Annotated in this window: 24 protein-coding genes; 10 read left to right on the plus strand and 14 right to left on the minus strand. The window is 63.0% G+C overall.

The genetic code is table 11. The features are described from left to right. Both IB275_RS23270 and IB275_RS23275 read right to left on the minus strand, forming a co-directional pair. On the minus strand, positions 1-645 hold the full coding sequence (locus tag IB275_RS23270; RefSeq protein WP_225601587.1) for a class I SAM-dependent methyltransferase: 645 nt from the start codon (positions 643-645) through the stop codon (positions 1-3). Positions 646-705: 60 nt separating this feature from the next. After that, a complete protein-coding gene (locus tag IB275_RS23275) occupies positions 706-1,671 on the minus strand; it encodes a glycosyltransferase family 2 protein (RefSeq protein WP_192291418.1) in 966 nt (321 codons plus the stop codon). 238 nt (positions 1,672-1,909) lie between these two features. Between IB275_RS23275 and IB275_RS23280 the strand changes: the two genes are divergently transcribed. The 5 genes from IB275_RS23280 to IB275_RS23300 all read left to right on the plus strand — a co-directional run bounded on the left by IB275_RS23280 (position 1,910) and on the right by IB275_RS23300 (position 6,091). Further along, positions 1,910-2,920 carry a D-cysteine desulfhydrase gene (locus tag IB275_RS23280; protein ID WP_192291420.1) on the plus strand — a complete coding sequence of 337 codons (1,011 nt, stop codon included), beginning with the start codon at positions 1,910-1,912 and terminating at the stop codon, positions 2,918-2,920. Positions 2,921-3,030: 110 nt separating this feature from the next. Continuing rightward, on the plus strand, positions 3,031-3,831 hold the full coding sequence (gene tcyJ, locus IB275_RS23285; protein WP_192291422.1) for a cystine ABC transporter substrate-binding protein: 801 nt from the start codon (positions 3,031-3,033) through the stop codon (positions 3,829-3,831). Beyond that, a complete protein-coding gene (tcyL, locus tag IB275_RS23290) occupies positions 3,831-4,502 on the plus strand; it encodes a cystine ABC transporter permease (RefSeq protein WP_192292527.1) in 672 nt (223 codons plus the stop codon). Before tcyJ ends, tcyL begins: the two co-directional genes overlap by 1 nt. Continuing rightward, positions 4,499-5,266, plus strand: coding sequence for an L-cystine ABC transporter ATP-binding protein TcyN (tcyN, locus tag IB275_RS23295; RefSeq protein WP_192291424.1), 768 nt, complete (start codon positions 4,499-4,501; stop codon positions 5,264-5,266). Before tcyL ends, tcyN begins: the two co-directional genes overlap by 4 nt. A 126-nt stretch (positions 5,267-5,392) precedes the next feature. After that, positions 5,393-6,091, plus strand: a complete 699-nt coding sequence (locus IB275_RS23300) for a pirin family protein (protein WP_192291426.1) — start codon at positions 5,393-5,395, stop codon at positions 6,089-6,091. Between the two features lie 57 nt (positions 6,092-6,148). On the opposite strand, the gene IB275_RS23305 is transcribed toward IB275_RS23300, so the two are convergent. The 6 genes from IB275_RS23305 to ttcA all read right to left on the minus strand — a co-directional run bounded on the left by IB275_RS23305 (position 6,149) and on the right by ttcA (position 10,446). Further along, a complete protein-coding gene (locus IB275_RS23305) occupies positions 6,149-6,811 on the minus strand; it encodes an O-methyltransferase (protein ID WP_192291428.1) in 663 nt (220 codons plus the stop codon). Between the two features lie 15 nt (positions 6,812-6,826). Next, a complete protein-coding gene (locus tag IB275_RS23310; protein WP_192291430.1) occupies positions 6,827-7,357 on the minus strand; it encodes a C40 family peptidase in 531 nt (176 codons plus the stop codon). 80 nt (positions 7,358-7,437) lie between these two features. Then, complete coding sequence (locus IB275_RS23315) at positions 7,438-8,064, minus strand: C40 family peptidase (protein ID WP_192291432.1); 627 nt, start codon at positions 8,062-8,064, stop codon at positions 7,438-7,440. 69 nt (positions 8,065-8,133) lie between these two features. After that, positions 8,134-8,898 carry an NAD-dependent deacylase gene (locus tag IB275_RS23320; protein ID WP_192291434.1) on the minus strand — a complete coding sequence of 255 codons (765 nt, stop codon included), beginning with the start codon at positions 8,896-8,898 and terminating at the stop codon, positions 8,134-8,136. A gap of 29 nt (positions 8,899-8,927) precedes the next feature. Further along, positions 8,928-9,599, minus strand: a complete 672-nt coding sequence (locus IB275_RS23325; RefSeq protein WP_192291436.1) for a DNA-3-methyladenine glycosylase I — start codon at positions 9,597-9,599, stop codon at positions 8,928-8,930. Positions 9,600-9,618: 19 nt separating this feature from the next. Continuing rightward, positions 9,619-10,446 carry a tRNA 2-thiocytidine(32) synthetase TtcA gene (ttcA, locus tag IB275_RS23330; RefSeq protein WP_054907441.1) on the minus strand — a complete coding sequence of 276 codons (828 nt, stop codon included), beginning with the start codon at positions 10,444-10,446 and terminating at the stop codon, positions 9,619-9,621. 101 nt (positions 10,447-10,547) lie between these two features. Here ttcA and IB275_RS23335 point away from each other — a divergent pair, with 101 nt between their 5' ends. The 3 genes from IB275_RS23335 (at position 10,548) to IB275_RS23345 (ending at position 12,568) form a co-directional block, all read left to right on the plus strand. Beyond that, positions 10,548-11,144 carry a DNA-J related domain-containing protein gene (locus IB275_RS23335; RefSeq protein ID WP_192291438.1) on the plus strand — a complete coding sequence of 199 codons (597 nt, stop codon included), beginning with the start codon at positions 10,548-10,550 and terminating at the stop codon, positions 11,142-11,144. A gap of 160 nt (positions 11,145-11,304) precedes the next feature. Beyond that, on the plus strand, positions 11,305-11,901 hold the full coding sequence (locus tag IB275_RS23340) for a Yip1 family protein (protein ID WP_138215354.1): 597 nt from the start codon (positions 11,305-11,307) through the stop codon (positions 11,899-11,901). Between the two features lie 169 nt (positions 11,902-12,070). Then, entirely contained in the window at positions 12,071-12,568 is a 498-nt protein-coding gene (locus IB275_RS23345) for a SprT family zinc-dependent metalloprotease (protein WP_138525106.1), read from the plus strand. Between the two features lie 6 nt (positions 12,569-12,574). Here the strand turns inward: IB275_RS23345 and IB275_RS23350 are convergent, their stop codons facing one another. After that, positions 12,575-13,756 (minus strand): CaiB/BaiF CoA transferase family protein, encoded by a 1,182-nt coding sequence (locus IB275_RS23350; RefSeq protein ID WP_192291440.1) that lies wholly within the window; start codon positions 13,754-13,756, stop codon positions 12,575-12,577. A gap of 42 nt (positions 13,757-13,798) precedes the next feature. Then, the gene (locus tag IB275_RS23355) at positions 13,799-14,938 is read right to left on the minus strand and encodes an acyl-CoA dehydrogenase family protein (protein WP_192224039.1); all 1,140 of its coding nucleotides are present in this window, start codon (positions 14,936-14,938) and stop codon (positions 13,799-13,801) included. 145 nt (positions 14,939-15,083) lie between these two features. Here IB275_RS23355 and IB275_RS23360 point away from each other — a divergent pair, with 145 nt between their 5' ends. Next, on the plus strand, positions 15,084-15,548 hold the full coding sequence (locus IB275_RS23360) for a GNAT family N-acetyltransferase (protein WP_192291442.1): 465 nt from the start codon (positions 15,084-15,086) through the stop codon (positions 15,546-15,548). Between the two features lie 113 nt (positions 15,549-15,661). On the opposite strand, the gene IB275_RS23365 is transcribed toward IB275_RS23360, so the two are convergent. Next, on the minus strand, positions 15,662-16,978 hold the full coding sequence (locus tag IB275_RS23365; RefSeq protein WP_081515835.1) for an OprO/OprP family phosphate-selective porin: 1,317 nt from the start codon (positions 16,976-16,978) through the stop codon (positions 15,662-15,664). 300 nt (positions 16,979-17,278) lie between these two features. On the opposite strand from IB275_RS23365, the gene IB275_RS23370 reads away from it, so the two are divergent. Continuing rightward, complete coding sequence (locus IB275_RS23370; protein ID WP_192291444.1) at positions 17,279-18,193, plus strand: DedA family protein/thiosulfate sulfurtransferase GlpE; 915 nt, start codon at positions 17,279-17,281, stop codon at positions 18,191-18,193. Positions 18,194-18,283: 90 nt separating this feature from the next. On the opposite strand, the gene IB275_RS23375 is transcribed toward IB275_RS23370, so the two are convergent. Genes IB275_RS23375 through IB275_RS23385 form a run of 3 tightly spaced genes read right to left on the minus strand, consistent with a single transcriptional unit; the run spans position 18,284 to position 20,249 of the window. After that, positions 18,284-18,523, minus strand: a complete 240-nt coding sequence (locus IB275_RS23375; RefSeq protein WP_192291446.1) for an anti-sigma factor family protein — start codon at positions 18,521-18,523, stop codon at positions 18,284-18,286. Next, positions 18,517-19,125 carry an RNA polymerase sigma factor gene (locus tag IB275_RS23380; protein WP_192291448.1) on the minus strand — a complete coding sequence of 203 codons (609 nt, stop codon included), beginning with the start codon at positions 19,123-19,125 and terminating at the stop codon, positions 18,517-18,519. Before IB275_RS23380 ends, IB275_RS23375 begins: the two co-directional genes overlap by 7 nt. 2 nt (positions 19,126-19,127) lie before the next feature. Next, on the minus strand, positions 19,128-20,249 hold the full coding sequence (locus IB275_RS23385; RefSeq protein ID WP_138215363.1) for a beta-ketoacyl-ACP synthase III: 1,122 nt from the start codon (positions 20,247-20,249) through the stop codon (positions 19,128-19,130). Between the last annotated feature and the right edge of the window lie 198 nt (positions 20,250-20,447).

A 20,447-nucleotide genomic window follows, 5' to 3' on the forward strand; every position in this document is an offset into this window, starting at 1 on the left:
TCAGCGGCGGGGACGGCAGAGCAGCATGGTCCAGGGCAATGGCGAGCGGACCTCGATGACCTCGAAATACTGCTCGACCCATCTCACGAAACCACGGGCGGACCAGTGCTGCAGATGGCCCGGCGTATTGCCCAGGCTACCGATGTACTTTCCACGAGCAAGATTCAAAACGCACCAGAGCGGCTCCCGGGGCACGCTCAGAATCAGGTGGCCCGTCGCCACGCGCTGCAGAGCGCGCATGCCGGCGTCGGGATCCTCCAGATGCTCAAGCACTTCACAACAGACAACCAGATCGGCGGAATCCTCCGCGGACTGCAAGTCATAGATGCTTCTGACGTCGAAGACACGCTCGGAATCGAGCGCCCGCGCGTCGGCATTCTGTCTGGCAAGGTCGATAGCATGGGTGGAAAAGTCGCACCCCCTGGCCTGACGCCCCTCCTCGAGCCAGCGCAAGACCCAGTACCCCTCACCGCAGCCGATTTCGTGGATCGACTTTGGCGCCGCCCGCTCCACCAGGCCGGACAGGGCGAATTCGAAACCGGCCATGATCCGCTTGACCAGCCAGTTCCGGGAACCGTACTTGTCATAGGCATTACCAACGACAACGCCGTTCTCCCGAACGCCGCCAGCTACCTTGATGCCCATGAGGTCTCCTTCTGGAGGCCTGCCGCCAGCGCTCCGCGCAGCGCCTTGAAACCCGTCTCGTCAGTCATCTTTGCTCAGCTCGGCTACCTTGACGCGCATATCTTCCAGGAGCTTTCTGTTGGCCGACAGCAGGTCCGCCACGAAAGCGATCAGCAGGGTCTGGAACCCCATTCCCAACAACGCCCCGGCCAGGATCAGCGATTGAACATGCCCCTCTCCGTCGCCGGAAACATACTTCCAGAGGAACCTCAGGCCAATCAGCACGCCCACCGAAAAGAGTGCGATGCCAATGCTGCCGAAGAACCGGAAAGGACGGTAGACGATGAAAATCCGGATGATGGTGACAATGCTGCGCTGAATGTACGACGGAATACTCTTTACCAGTCGGGACGGCCTCAGGTCCGCATTGACCCGGATCGGCACCGAGACCACCGTCAGGTTCTTCTGCCCCGCCTGGATGATTGTTTCCAGCGTATAGGTGTAATCGCTGAACACCATCATCCGTTGCGCAGCGGCCCGGCTGATCGCCCGGAAACCGCTCGGGGCATCCGGAACATCGGTCTTGCTGGCGACACGCACCACCCAGCTGCCCAACCGTTGCAGGGCTTTTTTCACCGGGGAGAAATGCTCGATCGCACTGATTGGCCTTGCGCCGATGACGAGATCGGCCTGATGTTCGAGAATCGGCAAGGTCAAGGCGGGGATATCGGCCGCGCAGTATTGATTGTCGGCATCCGTATTGACGATCACATCCGCCCCGAGACGCAGGCAGGCGTCCAATCCGGACATGAACGCACGCGCCAGGCCCTTGTTGCCAGCATGCCGCACTACATGATCGACACCGTGAGCCCGCGCTACCTCGACCGTCGCATCGCTGCTGCCATCATCGATGATCAGCCATTCGACCTGGGTGAACCCACTCACTTCACGCGGCAGCTCGGCCAGGCAGACCGGCAGGGAGTCTGCCTCATTGAAGCAGGGAATCTGAATGATCAGTTTTCGCTGCGGCTCAGTCGTGGAAACCATGTGTACCCTTGGAAGAAAGCGAGCCTCCCTCATGGAGGGCGAAGCCCTTGATGCTACACCGAATTTCACCTTAATCCGACACACCGTGCCCTATTTGGTACAGCAAAAATCCAGAGCCAACAGGGGTGCTAAAAGGCCACCACCCATCGCGGCGTATTTTTTGGAACGGCCGCTGACTCAGCACTGACACGCCCAGAATCAAACGATTATTCTCGCCACCTTCCACGTGAGGAGTTCCATGAACGGTATTCGCAACGCCCTCGCCCGCCTCCCCCGCCTCGACCTCGTGGGTGGCCCAACCCCACTGGACAAGCTGGAGCGGTTGTCCACACTCTTGGGCCGCGAGCTGTACGTGAAGCGCGACGACACGACGCCCTTCGCCCTGGGCGGCAACAAGGTACGCAAGCTGGAATTCCTCGCCGCCGATGCCCTGAAGGCCGGCGCCGACACGCTGGTTACCGCCGGGGCGATCCAGTCCAACCATGTACGCCAGACCGCCGCCGTCGCGGCGAAGCTCGGCCTGCGCTGCGTGGCCTTGCTGGAAAACCCCATCGGCACCGATGACCGCAACTACCTGAGCAACGGCAACCGCCTGCTGCTGGACCTGTTCGGCACCGAAGTCGAACTCGTACCCAACCTCGATACCGCGGACGAGATGCTGGCGCAAACCGGCGAGCGCCTGCGCCACGAAGGTCGCAAACCCTACATCGTGCCCATCGGCGGTTCCAATGCATTGGGCGCCCTGGGTTACGTGCGCGCCGGGCTGGAACTGGCGGAGCAAATTCATGGCAGTGGCCAGGAATTCTCCGCCGTGGTGCTCGCCTCCGGTAGCGCCGGCACCCATGCGGGCCTGGTGATCGCCCTGGCCGACGCCCTGCCGGAACTGGACGTCATCGGCGTAACCGTCTCGCGGACCGACGCGGCTCAACGGCCGAAGGTCGAAGGGCTCGTCGAGCGCACGCTGGAACTGCTCGGCCGCGACGCGCAGGCCCTGCCGAAGGTACAACTGTGGGACGAGTACTTCGGCCCGCGCTACGGCGAACCCAATGCCGGCACGCTGGAGGCGGTGCAACTGCTGGCAAGCCAGGAAGGCCTGCTGCTGGACCCGGTTTACACCGGCAAGGCCATGGCCGGATTGCTCGACGGCATTCGCCGTGATCGCTTCGTAAAACCCGGGCCTATCCTGTTCCTGCACACCGGCGGTTCGCCGGCGCTATTTGCTTACCATCCGGCAAAGTGGACAGGCTGATAATCAGAACTAGGTATGTAATTTTTTATTATTTTATTGCATAACGATTCTGCCCATATAGTCGCCACACGTTGACTAACCTGCTTAAAACACCAAAAACGGGGACCACCATGACCTTCTCCGCACTACGACGTCATTTCCTGCTTGCCAGCCTGACCCTCTCCCTCGGCGCCAGCCTCTTCGGCCAGGCCCAGGCCGCCGACGACCTGCTCGCCCAGATCAAGTCAAAAGGCGAAGTCCGCGTCGGCCTCGAGGGCACCTACCCACCCTTCAGCTTCCAGGACGAGAACGGCCAACTTGCCGGCTTCGAAGTGGACCTCTCCCAGCTGATCGCCAAGGAACTGGGTGTCACCGCCAAGCTCCAGCCCACCAAGTGGGACGGCATCCTCGCCGCGCTGGAATCCAAGCGCCTGGACCTGGTGATCAACCAGGTGACCATCTCCGAGGAGCGCAAGAAGAAGTACGACTTCTCCGACGCCTACACCGTTTCCGGCATCCAGGCGCTGGTGCGCAAGGGTGACGAAGGCAAGTACGACGCGCCGGAGAAACTGGCAGGCGTGAAAGTCGGCGTGGGTCTGGGCACCAACTACGAACAGTGGCTGCGCGAACACGTGCCGCAGGCTGACGTGCGTACCTACGAAGACGACCCGACCAAGTTCCAGGACCTGCGCAGCGGCCGCATCGACGTGATCCTGGTGGACCGCCTGGCGGCCTTCGACATGGTCAACAAGACCAAGGGCGCCATGGTGCTGACCGGCGCCCCCTTCGCCCGCCAGGAAGCCGGCATCGCCCTGCGCAAGGGCAACCCCGAATTGCTCGCGGCGCTGAACAAGGCCATCGAGAAGTTCCGGGCCGACGGCACGCTGAAAAAACTGTCGGAGAAGTGGTTCCAGGCTGACGTCACCCAATGATCGAAGAAAGCCTGCAGCTTGCGCTGGATTCCGCGCCCTTCCTGTTGAAGGGCGCGGTCTTCACGGTAGTCCTCAGCGTAGGCGGCATGTTCTTCGGACTGCTGCTCGGATTCGTTCTGGCGCTGATGCGCCTGTACGGTTTCACCCCCATGCGCTGGATCGCGCGCATCTATGTGTCGTTCTTCCGCGGCACGCCGTTGCTGGTCCAGCTCTTCATGATCTATTACGGCCTGCCCCAGGCCGGCATCGAACTTGACCCGCTGCCGGCGGCGCTGATCGGCTTCTCGCTGAACATGGCCGCCTACGTCTGCGAAATCCTCCGCGCCGCCATCGGCTCAATCGACAAGGGCCAGTGGGAAGCTGCCGCCAGTATCGGCATGACCCGCGCCGAGACTCTGCGCCGGGTGATCCTGCCGCAGGCCGCGCGCACTGCCTTGCCGCCGCTGGGCAACAGCTTTATCTCGCTGGTCAAGGACACCGCCCTGGCCGCCACCATCCAGGTCCCGGAACTGTTCCGCCAGGCCCAGCTGATTACTGCACGCACCTTCGAGGTCTTCACCATGTACCTCGCTGCCGCACTGATCTACTGGATCCTTGCGAGCATCCTGTCGCACCTGCAGAACCGCCTGGAAGACCGGGTCAACCGTCATGACCAGGAGCACGACGCATGATCGAAGTACGCCAGCTGACCAAGCAGTTCCGCGGCCAGGAGGTGCTCAAGGGCATCGACCTGACCGTCGAGGCCGGCGAAGTGGTCGCGATCATCGGCCCCAGCGGCTCGGGCAAGACCACCCTGCTGCGCTGCCTGAACCTGCTGGAGGTGCCTAACGGCGGCACGATCAAGGTCGGCGAGATCCTCATCGATGCATCCAGGCCGCTCAGCAGCCAGCAAGGATTGATCCGCAAGTTGCGCCAACATGTAGGCTTCGTCTTCCAGAACTTCAACCTGTTCCCCCACCGCACCGCGCTGGAGAACGTGGTGGAAGGTCCGATCATCGTGAAGAAGGAGCCGCGCGCCCAGGCCATCGAGCGCGCCCGCCAGCTGCTGGCGAAAGTCGGCCTGGCCGGCAAGGAGGACTCGTACCCCAAGCGTCTCTCCGGCGGCCAGCAACAGCGCGTCGCCATCGCCCGCGCCCTGGCCATGCAACCAGACGTCATCCTGTTCGACGAACCCACCTCGGCGCTGGACCCGGAACTGGTCGGTGAGGTCCTGGCCACCATCCGAGGCCTGGCCCAGGAAAAGCGCACCATGGTCATCGTCACCCACGAGATGAGCTTCGCCCGCGACGTCGCGAACCGGGCGATCTTCATCGACAAGGGCGTGATCGTCGAACAGGGCGACGCCAAGGCACTGTTCGCTCACCCCAGGGAAGAACGCACCCGCCAGTTCCTCAGCAAGTTCCTCGATCAGGGCGAGAAGCGCGCAGCCGAATAAAATCAAATTATTCGATTAATATACGCCGATATTTGCGCTTTTTTATCGATCGAGTGCGAGAGAAGATAGTCCCATGAACCGCGCGGACTGGCCCACCGGCCAGCCGCGCCCCACGAGGACTAAGTCATGATCGAACGCAGACCCTTCCAGCAACTCGGCGGCGCCAACCACGGCTGGCTCAACGCCAAGCACCACTTCTCCTTCGCCGAATACTACGACGCCGAGCGCATGGACTGGGGCAACCTCCGCGTCTGGAACGATGACGAAATCGCCGCCGGCACCGGCTTCCCGCCACACCCGCACCGCGAGATGGAAATCATCACCTACGTCCGCCAGGGTGCGATCACCCACCAGGACAGCCTGGGCAACAAGGGCCGTACTGAAGCGGGCGATGTGCAGGTGATGAGCGCTGGCTCGGGCATCGTGCACTCCGAGTACAACCTGGAGAAGGATGTCACCAAGATCTTCCAGATCTGGATCATCCCCTCGGTACGCGGGGGCACGCCGTCCTGGGGCGCCAAACCCTTCCCGAAGGGCGACCGCGCCGGGCGCTTCGTGACCCTGGCCAGCGGCTATGAGAACGACGCCGACGCCCTGCGCATCCGTGCCGAAGGCCGTATGGTCGCCGCCACCCTGAAGGCCGGCCAGACCGCCGAGTATGAACTGGGCAACGGTCGCCGCGCCTACCTGGTACCGGCAACCGGCAAGGTCGAGGTCAATGGCGTCGAACTGCTGGCCCGCGACGGTGCCGCCATCGCCGACGAGGTGGTGGTGAAGGTCACGGCGCTGGAAGACAGCGAAGTGATTCTGGTCGACGTAGCCTGATTCAGGCGCTGGAAATGAAAAAGGCACGCCAACTGGCGTGCCTTTTCTGCCTGGATTTCAGCGCTTGCGGCAGAGGCTCATGCCATCGCCAATCGGCACCAGCGAGTAATCCACACGCTCATCCATCTTCAGCGCCAGGTTGAGTTGCTGGATCGCCCGCGTGTCCGCACTTTCAGGACTCGCCTCCAGCACCCGTCCACTCCACAGCACGTTGTCGAAGATCACCAGGCCGCCCTCGCGCAGCAGGGTGAGGGCGTGCTCCAGATAGGCGGGATAGTTCGCCTTGTCCGCGTCGATGAAGACCAGGTCGAAGCTGCCTTGCTGATCGCCAGCCACCAGGGCCTCCAACGTGGCCAGAGCGGGGCCGAGGCACAGTTCGATGCGCGAATCGACGCCAGCGTCACGCCAGTAACCTCGAGCGATTTCGTTGTACTCACCAGGAAGATCACAGCAGAGGATGTGGCCGCCTTCTGGCAAAGCTTCGGCCATGCACAAGGCGCTGTAGCCGGTGAACGTGCCGATCTCGAGGATGCGTTTGGCGCCGGTCAGCCTGACCAGCAGGGCAAGGAACTGCCCCTGCTCCGGGGCGACCTGCCAACGGGACATCGGCAGACTGGCGGTCTCGGCGCGCAGGCGCGCCTTGACGGGTGTATCACGCAGGGAAACGTCGAGAAGGTATTGGTAAAGCGAGTCGTCCAGGTTCAGCGTGCGGGTGGTCATGGGCCCTCCTGAGGATCAGGGATGGAGGGCGAGACTCTGCACGGCAAGGACGCGCTTGGCTTCCAGGAAGGCTTTCTGCCAATAGGCGCTGTCGAGGCTGTCCAGGCGTACGGTCCCGCCCGTTCTGGGCGCATGAACGAAGCGCCCTTCCCCGACATAGATACCCGCATGGCTGACGCCACGTCCACCGCTGGTGGCAAAGAACACCAAATCGCCACTCTGTAGGGACTCGCGGCCGACGGTGGGCGCGCGCAGGGTGATCATCTCGCGGGTAGAACGCGGCAGCATCAGGCCGGTGGCATCGCGGTAGACGTAGCCGATCAGGCCGCTGCAATCGAATCCGCCGTCGGGCGTGTTGCCGCCCCAGCGATACGGAGTACCGACCAGGCCAATGGCACGGATCAGGACATCGTCAGCAGCCTGCGTGTTGTAGACGGGAGCAGCGGGCGCGTTCACCACCGGAGGCGGCGACGGCGGAGTGCGACTGGCGCAGGCGGCCAGCGAAGCGAGAGCAGCAAGGAGAATGATGCGCTGAGGAACGAGCATGTGATGGCATCCCGTCAAGGAGTGCCATCACTTTGTACCAACAGTAACTTGAGCGCAATACTTAAAGTGAAACTTTAAGTTCAGCGGGTCACCGTCTTCGGCTCGTAGCCGGGCTCGAGTACACGCTTGGCTTCCATGTAGCTCAAGCGCCAGTAGCTCTCGTCCAGGCTATCAACCCGCACACCACCGCCACGGCGGCTGGCGGAGTGGATGAACTGTCCGTCACCGATGTAGATGCCGGCGTGGCTGACTCGACCACGACCACGGTTGTTGAAGAAGATCAGGTCGCCCGGCTGCAGGTCTGCTTTCGAGACCAGCGGGACGTCCATGTTGATCATCTCACGCGTGGAGCGCGGCAGGCTGATGCCTGCTTCTTCGCGGAACAGATAGCCCACGAAGCCGCTGCAGTCGAAGCCGGTCCGCTCCGACTTCCCACCAAAGCGGTAGGGAGTACCGATCAGCGAAAACGCGCGGTCCAGAATGTCGGATACATGGGCAGTCGAACTGCCGTTATCGTTTTTGGCCCCCTCGTCCTGCGACTCATTCATCAGCGCTATGTTGTGCTGATTGACCTGGAACGCTGCTCGAGTAGCAGGCACTGAAGCGACCTGGTTCGGCTGCGATTCCGGCGAATGGCTGGCACAAGCTGCCAGCAGCAGAACGAAACTCATGGGCACGAGGGGTGCTAAGCGTTTAAGCATGGGCACGACCGTGTCTCATTAGCTCCATTTATTAGCGGGCTAATTTGCCCGCTCAATGGGGGCAATGCAAGTTTTTTATCGAGGAATGTGACTTAGCAGGCGCGGCATAATGTCTAAGGCTCGACCAACCATTCTTTCTTCGACCACCGAACTGAGGTCGGTCAGACCCGGATTTACCTCGGCGGTAAAGCCTCCCGCATCCCGCGTGCGCAGCACCGGCTCGATGATATAGGGAAAGCTCGCAGTGGTTCCTACCAGCAGAACGGCGTCGAATCCCTTGCGCAATTGCGCATAGAGCGTGTCGATCGCCTCTTCCGGCAGCATCTCTTCGAACAGCACGACCGGCGGGCGCAATACGCCTGCACAGCGCGCGCATTTCGGTGGTAGCGGGGCATCCAAATGTCCGGCCAGTTCGGTGCTCTCCAATCCGCACGACTGGCAGTACAGCGGCGCCAGCTCGCCATGGATCTCGATCAGCCGCTCCGGGGGCGAGCCGGCGCGGCGGTGGAAGCCATCAATGTTCTGCGTCAGCACCCAGCACTCCGGCTTGAGCCGTTGCAGTTCCGCGATGGCATCGTGGCCGGCGTTGGGTTGCGCATTCAGGCAGGCCTTGCCCAGTTCCGCCAGGTATTTCCAGCACAGCGCGGGATCCTTTCGCAGCATTGGACCGGAGATCGCCACCTCGATGGGTATCCCTTCTGCCGTGCGTCCATTGTAAAGACCGCCCAGGCCGCGATAGGTCGGCATTCCCGAATCGGCGGAGAGTCCTGCACCGGTGATCACCAGGATGCGCTCGGCGCGAGCCAGTGCCGCGCCGGTGCGTTCGATGGCCGAATCCATGCGCCCTTCCTCCGCGGCCGGGCCGCGCGTCAGTGGTTGACCGTGTACGACAGCATCATCGAGATATGGCACAGCGGACGGCCACTTTGTTCCTGCCACGTATTGAACGCAGTTTGTACCAGCGCCAGGTCCTTCAGGCTGGTCGGCGTCTTGTCGACGATTTCCTGGGCCTTGAGCGCCGCGACCACATCATCGCTCAGAACGAAGGTGTCCTTGCCGGCCATGCGCAGGAATCTCGGCGCGGACATGCCACCCAACTGATTGCCCCGCTTGGCCAGCAGCTTCCACAGACCAACGATGTCGCAGGAGGGCCAGTCGGCCATCAGTCTGCCGAAGCTGCCGTGTTCGCGGGCGATGTCGAGGACGAACTGGGCATTGCGCGGCACGCTCTTGAGCTTGCCCAGGTGACGGATCAGCCGGGTGTCCTGCATCAGGTTTTCCAGGCGCTCGCCTCCCATCAGCACGACCTTCTCCGGATCGAAGCCGAAGAAGGCTTCCTCGAAGGCCGGCCACTTGGCGTCCACCAGACTGTGCTTGAGCCCGGCGCGGAAGATGCGCAGGCTGATCAGCGACAGATAACGATCATCGCCGACCGCCGCCAGCTCCGCTGGCGACCTGGCGTGTGGCAGGCGAGCTTCCAGCGCTTCGACCGAGCCGAAGCGATTCAGGCAGTATTCGTACAGCCACTGGTAATCGCGCATCGAGCGTCCTTGCAAGGTCTTACAGGTTCATCACGTCGAGGAAGCGCGGGGTGGCGCTCTCGTCGATGCGCAGGCTGTTGAAGTCAAACAGGTTACGATCGGCCAGTTGCGACGGCACCACGTTCTGCAGGGCGCGGAACATGATTTCGGTGCGGCCCGGCGACTTGCGCTCCCAGTCCAGCAACATTTCCTTGACCACCTGCCGCTGCAGATTTTCCTGCGAGCCGCACAGGTTGCACGGGATGATCGGAAATTCCTTGAGCACCGAGTAGGCCTCGATGTCCTTCTCATTGCAGTACGCCAGCGGACGGATCACCACGTTGCGGCCATCGTCGGACAGCAGCTTGGGCGGCATGGCCTTGAGGGTGCCGCCGTAGAACATATTAAGGAAGAAGGTTTCCAGGATGTCGTCGCGGTGGTGCCCCAGCGCCATCTTGGTCGCGCCGATCTCGTCGGCGTAGGTATAGAGGGTGCCACGGCGCAGGCGCGAGCACAGCGAGCAGGTGGTCTTGCCCTCCGGGATCTTCTCCTTCACCACCGAGTAGGTGTCCTTCTCGATGATGTGGTACTGCACGCCGACGGACTCCAGGTACGCCGGCAGCACGTGCTCGGGGAAGCCCGGCTGCTTCTGGTCCATGTTCACCGCGACGATCTCGAACTGGATCGGCGCCACCTTCTGCAGGTACAGCAGGATGTCCAGCAGCGTGTAGCTGTCCTTGCCGCCGGACAGGCAGACCATCACCTTGTCACCGTCCTCGATCATGTTGAAGTCGGTGACCGCTTCGCCAACCTGGCGGCGCAGGCGTTTCTGCAGTTTGTTCTGGTTGACCGAAAGGGTGCTGGCCATGGTGCTCTGGAATCCGAAGGGCAAGACGAAAAGCCGGTCATTTTACGCGCAAAGCGACGCGTACCCCAGCCCCTCTATCGGGCTACTGCTAATCTGACAGCATGACACCCGATCTCGACCCTTCCCTCGACCTGACAGACCAGCTCTTGCAACTGCTGCGGGAAGCGCCTGAAGGAATCTCCGAGTTCCTGCTGATCCAGCAATTGAAGGCTCGGCATTCCACCCATGTGCCCAACCTGCCACTGACCGACAAGCTGGTGCTGTTCCGCACCCATTTCCTGGTGTTCAACGCGCTGTATCGTCTGCGCGACCGGCTCTGGGAGGAAAACGCCGCGCACCTGGAGATCGGCCCGTTGCAGATTCGTCTCTCTCCTTATGTGAGCGGTGTACAGGCACTCGGCGAGCAAGACACCCTGCGCGCCTACTACCTCGACGAGAAACACCTGAAGGAAACCACCGAGCGCGACGTGGAGAAGTTGCTGGAAAGCTTCTGGACGCGCATGCAGGGCAACGAGGAAAAGGCCGCAGCGCTGGCCCTGTTCGAACTGGAAGACGGCCCGGTGGACTACGCGCTGATCAAGCTGCGCTACCGCCAGTTGGTCAGCCAGCACCACCCCGACCGGGGCGGCAGCACGACGCGCCTGCAGTCGATCAACAAGGCCATGGAAATTCTGGAGCGCTATTACAGCCGCCCGTGAAACTTCCATTTGCTCTAACCCCACGGACGACGTGGTCTGCAGCCATTCCTATACTGCGACTTAAGGTCGCATAGGTCGGCCGGGCACCGGATGACGCTGGCTACGCGCATTCGGCGCCTCGCTGGGGGGCGACCTTCTATAAGAAGAGGAGAATGCTGACATGATCCATCATGTGTGGGGGCTCTTCACCCATCCCGATCAGGAATGGCAGGACATCCGTGGCGAAGAAGAATCCATCAGCCACATGTACCTGACGCACGTCCTGATCCTCGCTGCCATCCCGGTCATTTCCGCCTACATCGGCACCACGCAGGTCGGCTGGGTTCTAGGCAATGCGGGACCGGTCAAGCTGACGGCTGCCAGTGCGATCCAGCTGACCATCATGACCTACATCGCCATGCTCGCCGGCGTCGCCATCATGGGCGCTTTCATTCACTGGATGGCACGTACCTACGACGCATCGCCATCGCTGACCCAATGCATAGTTTTCGCCGCGTACACCGCTACCCCGCTGTTCATCGGCGGCCTGGCGGCGCTCTACCCGCACCTGTGGCTGGGCATGATCATCGGCACCGCCGCGATCTGCTACACCGTCTACCTGCTCTACGTCGGCATCCCGACCTTCATGAACATTCACAAGGATGAAGGGTTCCTGTTCTCCAGCTCGGTGCTGGCGGTGGGACTGGTGGTGCTGGTGGCGATGATGGCCCTGTCGGTCATCCTCTGGGGCAGCGGCGTCGGCCCGGAATACACCTGATTGCGCGACACGAACGGAAAACCGGGCCCCAGCGGCCCGGTTTTCTTTTGCGTGCTTGCCTGAAACTCGCCCGGCTTGCCTGAACCTGCACCCCGGACGAGTGGCCGCGAGAAATCCTCCACCCGTGCTCCGACTGCGGCATAATCTGCCCCCGTCGGAGAACTACTGTATGCCTGAACAGCTCAACGCTCGCGTCGAAGCCTGCTACCAGCAGGCCGAAGCCTTCTTCCAGCGGCGCTTTCCCCGCCCGGAAGTCAGCTTCCGGCTACGCGGCCAGAAGGCCGGCGTCGCCCACCTGGATGAAAACCTGCTGCGCTTCAACCCGCAGCTGTACCGGGAAAACCACGAACACTTCCTGCAGCAGACCGTGGCCCATGAAGTGGCGCACCTGATTGCCCACCAGATGTTCGGCCCGCGCATTCGCCCGCATGGCGAGGAATGGCAGCTGATCATGCGCGGCATCTACGGCCTGCCCCCCGATCGCTGCCATACCTACGAGATCAAGCGCCGCCGCTCCACCCGCTACCTGTATCGCTGCCACTGCGGCGAAGGCAATGAATTCCCCTTCTCCGCCCAGCGCCACAACCTGGTCGCCCAGGGCCGCCGCTACTACTGTCGGCGCTGCCGAGCGACGCTGATCTTCACCGGTGAAACCCGCCGCGAGTGAGGTGGTTCAGGCAATGACCTTCGCGACCTTTAGCGCTGCGACCTGCTCGTCGGTATAACCCAGTTCCGCCATCACTTCTGCCGTATGCGCCCCCAGCGCAGCGCCAATATGGCGCGGCTCGGGCAGGCCAGCGGAGAAACGGATCGGGCAAGCCATCTGCCGTTGCTCGCCACCCATGCCGTTGGGCACCCGGGTGACCACGCCGCGCTCGATCAATTGCGGATGCTCCACCGCCTCGGCCAGCGACAGCATCGGCTCGACGCAGGCATCCAGCGCGGCGAAGCGCTCCTGCCACTGGGCGAAATCGTGCTTCTCGAACTCGATGGCAATCTCGCGCTTGAGCGCCTGCTGCTCTTCCGGCCTGGGCGACAATCCACGCGCAGCCAGCTCCGGGCGACCGATGGCGGCGCAGAACTGCTGCATGAATTGCGGCTCCAGGCTACCCACCGAGAACCAGCGGCCATCGCGGGTCCGATAGTAGTCGTAGAAGCTGCCGCCATTGAGCGCGAGGCCTTCCATCTCCGGCTCCACCCCCGCCGCGAGATAGCCCGCGCCAGCCATGCCATGCAGACTGAAGGCGCAGTCGGTCATGCTCACATCGACCTGCTGCCCCTCCCCCGTCTGCTGCCGTTGGATGACCGCCGCGAGCAAGCCCATCACGCCGTGCAGCGACCCGCCGCCGATGTCCGCCAGTTGCACGCCCAGCGGCAGCGGGCCGCTCTCGCGGCGGCCGGTGTAGCTGGCGACGCCGGCCAGGGCCAGGTAGTTGATGTCATGCCCGGCGCGGTCGCGCAGCGGCCCGGTCTGGCCGTAGCCGGTGATCGATACGTAGATCAGCTTCGGGTTGATCGCCTTGAGCGCCTCGTAGCCCACGCCCAGCTTGTCCATCACGCCGGGGCGGAACTGCTCCAGGACGATGTCGTATTCCTGCACCAGTTGCTTCACCACCTCCACCGCCTCGGCCTGCTTCAGGTCCAGCGCGATGCAGCGCTTGTTGCGGTTGAGGTAGGCGTGACTGGCGGAGGTACCGTCCACATGCGGCGGCAGAACGCGGACCAGATCCATGCGTGAAGGGGATTCCACGCGCAGCACCTGGGCGCCCATGTCGGCCAGCAGCAGCGAGGCGAACGGCCCCGGCAGCAGGGTGGAAAAATCGAGGATCTTCAGTGAGGCGAGCGGGCCGTTCATGGGTACTCCTGTTTCGCTCAAACGATGCGTGGGCGCCGCGCCTCAGAGCTTCATGCCGCGGCTGATGATCTCTTTCATGATCTCCGACGTACCGGCGAAGATGCGCTGGATGCGCGCGTTCGCGTACATCTTGCAGATCGGATACTCCCACATGTAACCCCAGCCGCCGTGCAGTTGCACGCCTTCATCGACCACCTTGCACAGCAGCTCGGTGGTGAACAGCTTGGCCTCCGCGGCCACTTCGGGGGTGAGCTTCTTCTGGTTGTGGTCCATCACGCAGCGATCGGTGAAGACCTGTGCCACGTCGATCTGCGTGCGCATCTCGGCGAGCTTGAAGCGGGTGTTCTGGAAGTGCGCCACCGGGCGGTCGAAGGCCTTGCGCTCCTTCACGTAGTCGACGGTCGCGTTCAGCGCCGCCTCGGCGCCGGCCACCGCGCCGCAGGCGTTGGTCAGGCGCTCCTGGGCCAGCATGTTCATCAGGTAGAAGAAGCCGCCCTTGGCATCACCCAGCAGGTTCTCCTTCGGCACTTTCACGTTGTTGAAGAACAGTTCGGCGGTGTCCTGGCTCTTCATGCCCAGCTTCTTCAGGTTGCGCCCTCGCTCGAAGCCTTCCATGCCACGCTCGACCACGAACAGGCCCATGGCGTGCTTGTTCGCCGGGTCGGTCTTGGCCGCGACTATCACCAGGTCCGCCAGCAGGCCGTTGGAGATGAACACCTTGGAACCGTTGAGGACGAAGTGGTCGCCCTTGTCCACCGCCGTGGTGCGCATGCCGGCCAGGTCGGAGCCGGCGGACGGCTCGGTCATCGCCACCGCCAGGATGCTTTCGCCACGGATGATCCCCGGCAGCCAGCGGGCCTTCTGCTCGGCGTTGCCGTACTCGGCGATGTAGGGACCGCACAGCGCCGAGTGCAGCGGGATCATGAAGCCCGGCTCGTTGATGGCGGCCAGTTCCTCACACATGATCTGTTCGTAGCGGAAATCCTTCAGAGCGGTTCCGCCGTACTCCTCTTCCGCCCAGGGCAGCAGGAAGCCCATCTCCCCCGCCTTGCGCCAGACACTGCGGTCCACCACGCCGGCTTCCTCCCATTCATCCTGGTGAGGCACCACCTCCTTGTTGAGGAAGGATCGGAAGGCATCGCGGAACAGGTTGTGCTCGGTCTCGAAGTGATTGCGCAGCATGGTCGACTCCCGGTGGGTTGAGTGCCCGCAGGGTAGGTGCTGGCTGCGCGCGGCCTCAATGACGCGAGCGCTCAGGGTCGATTGACGCAATCGCCCAGCAGATGCGAGTGTGAAACTTCCCAAAGGTGCACCGGAGAGCGCCCGCATGCAGATTCGCCCTTTCCAGCTGGGTGACATCCCGCCGTACGAAAGCTGGTTCAAGGATCCGCTGCTCGATGCACAACTGGGCCCGATGGACCGCTATTGGCTGGAACAGGTGCTGAAGGATGCGGACAAGGCCCAGTACAGCATTCTGCGTGGCGGCCAACTGATCGCGGTGGTGGGGGTTTGCCTGCCCACTGCGGCGCATCCGTACTACTTCGTCACCGATCTTGCCGTGCGCCCGGAGTTACGCGGCTCGGGTGTCGGGCGCGCGGTGATGACCCTGGTGATGAGCCGGCCGGAACTGCAGGGCTGCCCCTTGTGGCGGGCCAGCGTGAGGCCGGACAACCCGACGGCACTGGCTTTTCTCATCAAGCTGGGCTGGACGCGGCTGGAAATGGGCAATCCGTTCGATGAGCTGCTCGAGTTCGAATTCCGCCGACGGTCAGCGGGGCCCGGTTTCCGCTGAGGCAACCCCTGCAGGAGCAAGCTCGCTCCTACAGATTGACTGTCCAACTCCCATAAAAAAACCCCGCCGAGGCGGGGTTTACACAAAGGAGTCAAACGGTAGAGCGGTCGTTCTTAGAACACGTACTGCAGACGGGTCACGACACCGTTGCCGTCGTCGTCGCCGTTGGCATTGCGGATGCCGTCGGTGCTGACGTGAACGTAGTCCAGGGAGACCTTCACGGCTTCGTTGGCGTACCAGTTCACACCGATGGTGTTGGTGCTGGCCTTGGTGTCGCCCACGTCGCGGGTGGCGGTAGCCACGACCACGTTCGGGTCATCAACTTTGATGTGGTCGTAACGGTAGAAGACTTCCCAGGCACCGATTTCCTTGTTGGACGGCTTGATGGTGTCGAACTTGGCGCCATCGAGCTTGTACACGCGGGATTCACCGGTGATGGTGTAGGCCAGTTGGCCGTAGTAACCGTCAGCCTTGATGTCTTCGTAAGCGTCGGCATCAGCCTTCAGCTTGCGCTTCAGGTATTCGGCCTGAGCGGAGAACGGGCCGATGGCGTAGGCGAATTCAGCACCCCAGGTGGAGTCGTCCTTGTAGGAACCGGCCGGGCTCAGGGTGGCGCCGCCGAAGGTAGCGCGGTTGCCGTTGTCGCCAGCGTCGTTACCGCCGTTGGTGGCGATGCCACGCATGCCAAGACGCGGACGGATGCGGGAGTCGAAGGCGGTGTCATCCAAGTCACGGTAGGCGTAGTCCACACCAACGTGCAGGACGTTGCCGTCGGTGTTCAGCGGAGCGAACACGCCACGGAAGTTGAACTGCTTGACGCTGTCGCCGTCGGTGTCGTCGGCGTCCTTGGCGTAAACGCCGGCGTCCAGGTAAGCCATGTTGGCGACGACGCCGCCAACCTGGGCACCCATACCGTCCTGGTGGGTGTTGATCCAGTCAGCCAGTTCGTAGGCGCTGGTACGCTCGGTGGCGGTGACCCACTTGGAGCTGGTAGCTTTTTCCAGACCGAAGTCCGGGTCGAAGCGGCCGAACTTCAGGGTGACCGGGCTGAAGCCGGTGTAGCTGAAGGAAGCTTCGTCGAAGTAACCGTTGTCAGCGTTACCGGAGTTGTGGGACATGTCGTAGTTGATCTGGTATTTCCAGTCTTTGTAGACAGTGCCGCCCAGTTCCAGGTAGGCGCGGCGGAAGTAGGCGCCGTCACCGTTGTTGCCGTTCTTGGTGTAGAAACCATCGAAGCGGCTGTAATCCGCTTGCAGACGGCCACCAAGCTTGAAGCTGAATTCCTTGTCGGTGGTGCCGACTTCAAGACCGCCTTTGGTCTTGATTACGATATCGGCGCCATCGGTGGTGACTGTGCCTGCGAAAGCCTGGGCGGAAACGGCCAGTGCCAGGGCAGTGGCGGCGTAACCGGCGAAGTGCTTACGGATCATCGAAGATTCCCCTTAATGGTATTTGCGTTGAACACGCCGAGTGCCTGGCTGCTGCGCGCCCCCCAAGGACTCGCACAGGCCGTTCTGGCGGCCCCCGTTTGTGTTGCTGGGAATCTTGGCGAGGGGTTATTTCAGATCAGTTGCTCGTAGATAAAACTTTTATTACAAAGGAACTTTTGATTTCCTTATGGCATAAAGGTCCTAAGCCATGTCCCACTAGGCCTTCAGGCCTTTCTGAAGTCCGCTTTACCGGTATGCTGTCGACTTCCCCAGGAAGACCGTTCCCGCTCAGGCTTTCCCATGCACGAACTGCAACCCCTGATCCAGCAGCACGGCCTCACCTTGCTGTTCTTCAACGTCCTGCTCGAGCAGTTGGGCCTGCCGATCCCGGCCTACCCGGCGCTGATCGTCGCTGGCGCTCTGGCGCTGCAAGGCAGCGGCGTGCCGCTGGGCCAGGCACTGGCAGTGGCCGTCTGCGCCTGCCTGATCGCCGACCTGATCTGGTTCTGCGCCGGGCGGCGCTATGGCGGCTTCATGCTGCGCAGCGTGTGCAAGGTCTCGCTGTCGCCGGACAGTTGCATTCGTCAGAGCCAGAGCCTTTACCTGCGTGTCGGGCCGCGCGCGCTGCTGATCTCGCGCTTCCTCCCCGGCGCCAGCGCGCTGACCACCACCATGGCCGGCATGACGCGCACGCCGCTACCGCGCTTCCTCGCCTACGACTGCGCCGGCGCGGCACTCTGGGCGGGCTCCGCGCTGTTGCTCGGGAGTATTTTCAGCAGCGCGGTGGACCGCATCATCGACTTGCTCACCGAGTACGCCAGTGTTGGCGTCGCGGCACTGCTCGGCGGCTTCACGCTGTTCATCGCCTGGAAGCTCTGGCAGCGCTTCAGCCTGCTCAAGCGCACCTCGCGGATTCCGCGCATCAGCGTCGACGAGCTGCGGGCGCGCCTGGACGCGGGCGAGCCGCCACTGATTCTCGATGTACGTGCGCAGTTCGACGACGAGGCGATTCCCGGCTCCATCGCCTTCCGCCTAGACGGGGCGCTGGACGAGCTGCGTGGCAGCCTGGAGGACAAGGACGTGGTGATCTATTGCGCCTGTCCCCACGAGCTTTCCGCGGCGATGCTGGCGGAGCGGCTGCAGGCGTTCGGACACCCGCGGACGTGGGCACTGTCGGGCGGGTTGGATGCGTGGCGAGCGCAAAGTCTGGGCTGAGGATTCGGCTGCAGGACCGTCATCGCACGGACGTATCCGGCAAACGCTACGAGGTGCTCATCCCGCGCCGACTGCACAGGTCCGAATGATTCAGCGCCGCGAGCTGTCGCGGCGCAGCTCGGCGAGGTGGTCGGCCAGGCGTTCCGAGTCGGGGCGCGGCGGTTCCGGCAGCAGGCGCAGGGTGGCCTGGGCCAGACGCATCTGTCGCAGATAGCGCCGGCAGTTGCGGCACAGCAGGAGATGCCGGCGCAGCGCAAGTTTCTCGCGCCAGCCCAGCTGTTCGTCCAGCAGGTCGCTGGAGCGTGCCACCAGTTCCTTGCAGGTCAGCATTCCCCGGTCTCCTCGAAGTGCTCCACGGTGGCAAACACCTTCAGTCGCGCACGGTGCAGCAGCACCCGGACATTGGAGAGCGAAACCTCCAGCAGATTACAGATCTCTTCCAACTCCAGCCCCTGGCGTTCGCGCAGCAGCAATACGCTGCGCTGCAGTTCGGAGAGGCTGAGCAGGGTCTTTTCCAGGCACAGGCGCAGTTCGTCCTCGGCCAGCAGGGCTTCGGGCGAGTCCTCGTGCCAGGCCAGCGGCGCCGGGCTCCAGTGGCCGTCGGCGGCGAAGCGGGTTTCGTCGAGGCTGCCGTGGGGCGCGGGCAGGTCGTCAAGCGAAACGTCGCGGCGGACCTTGCGCAGGCGCGATTTGGCGGTATTGGCGGTGATGGTCAGCAGCCAGGTCTTGAGGCTGGAGCGCCCCTGGAAGCCATCGAGGTTGCGCACGGCGGCCAGCCAGGCATCCTGCACCACTTCATCGGCATGGGCGGCGCCGATGATGGCAATGGCCACGGCGCGCATCGCACCCTGGTAGGTGGCTACCAGGGTGCGGAAGGCCTGCTGGTCACCGGCCAGCAGGCGCGACAACAGCTCGCTGTCGTCGGCGGGCACGATCAGCGCTTGCGCAGGATCACGCTGCCGATGGAGTAGCCGGCGCCGAAGGAGCTCAGCACGCCGATGGAGCCGGCGGGCAGGTCGTCCTGGTACTTGTGGAAGGCGATGACCGAACCGGCGGAGCTGGTGTTGGCGTAGGTATCGAGGATCACCGGTGCTTCGTGGGCCTCGGCATCGCGGCCGATCAGCTTGCGGGTGATCAGCAGGTTCATGTTCAGGTTGGCCTGGTGCAGCCAGTAGCGCTTCACGTCGCTGACCGGGATGTCGTTCTGCGCCAGGTGCTCGCCGATCAGCTCGGCCACCATCGGGCAGACGTCCTTGAACACCTTGCGGCCTTCCTGCACGAACAGCTTGTCACGGCTGCCGATGCCCTCTTCCGCGGCGCGGTTGAGGAAGCCGAAGTTGTTGCGGATGTTGTTGGAGAACTGGGTCAGCAGCTTGGTGCTGACCACGTCGAACTGGTGCTCGCTGGTGGCCTGGTCGGCACGCTCGATGACCACGGCGGTGGCGGCGTCGCCGAAGATGAAGTGGCTGTCGCGATCGCGGAAGTTCAGGTGGCCGGTGCAGATCTCCGGGTTGACCATGAGGATCGCGCGGGCCTGGCCCAGTTGCACGCTGTTCACGGCGGCCTGGATGCCGAAGGTGGCCGAGGAGCAGGCGACGTTCATGTCGTAGCCGAAGCCCTGGATGCCGAGGGCAGCCTGCACTTCGATGGCCACGGCCGGGTAGGCGCGCTGCAGGTTGGAGCAGGCGACGATCACCCCGTCGATGTCTTCGGGGGTGCGGCCGGCACGCTGCAGGGCCTGCTTGGCGGCGGCAGTCGCCATCTCGCAGAGGATGCCCCAGTCTTCGTTGGAGCGCTCCGGAATGCGCGGCGCCATGCGCTGCGGATCGAGGATGCCTTCCTTGTTCACCACGAAGCGGCTCTTGATACCGGAAGCCTTTTCGATGAACGCCGAGCTGGACTCGGACAGCGCTTCGACTTCGCCCCTGGCGATGGCTTCGGCATTCTGCTCGTTGTGACTGCGGACGTAGCTGTTGAAGGATTCCACCAGTTCATCGTTGGAGATGCTGAACGGCGGGGTATACAGGCCGGTTCCGCTGATCACGACTTTATGCACGGTCAATCCTCTTCTCAATCTGCGCCGCCGGGCCGGGCGGCAAGGTTAGGCATCAAGGTGCCCGCCCATTGGCCGGCACTGGATATTCGTCGCTCCGCGTCCTGGCGCGAAGGCTTAGGGATGGCGATCCCCGCAACAGGGCAGTGTGCCACTCCCACCGACGGTGGGCACCTTTGCCCGCCCGGCGGTTTGCGGTTT

The sequence above is a fragment of the Pseudomonas sp. PDM21 genome (assembly GCF_014852505.2).
Classification (GTDB): Bacteria; Pseudomonadota; Gammaproteobacteria; order Pseudomonadales; family Pseudomonadaceae; genus Pseudomonas.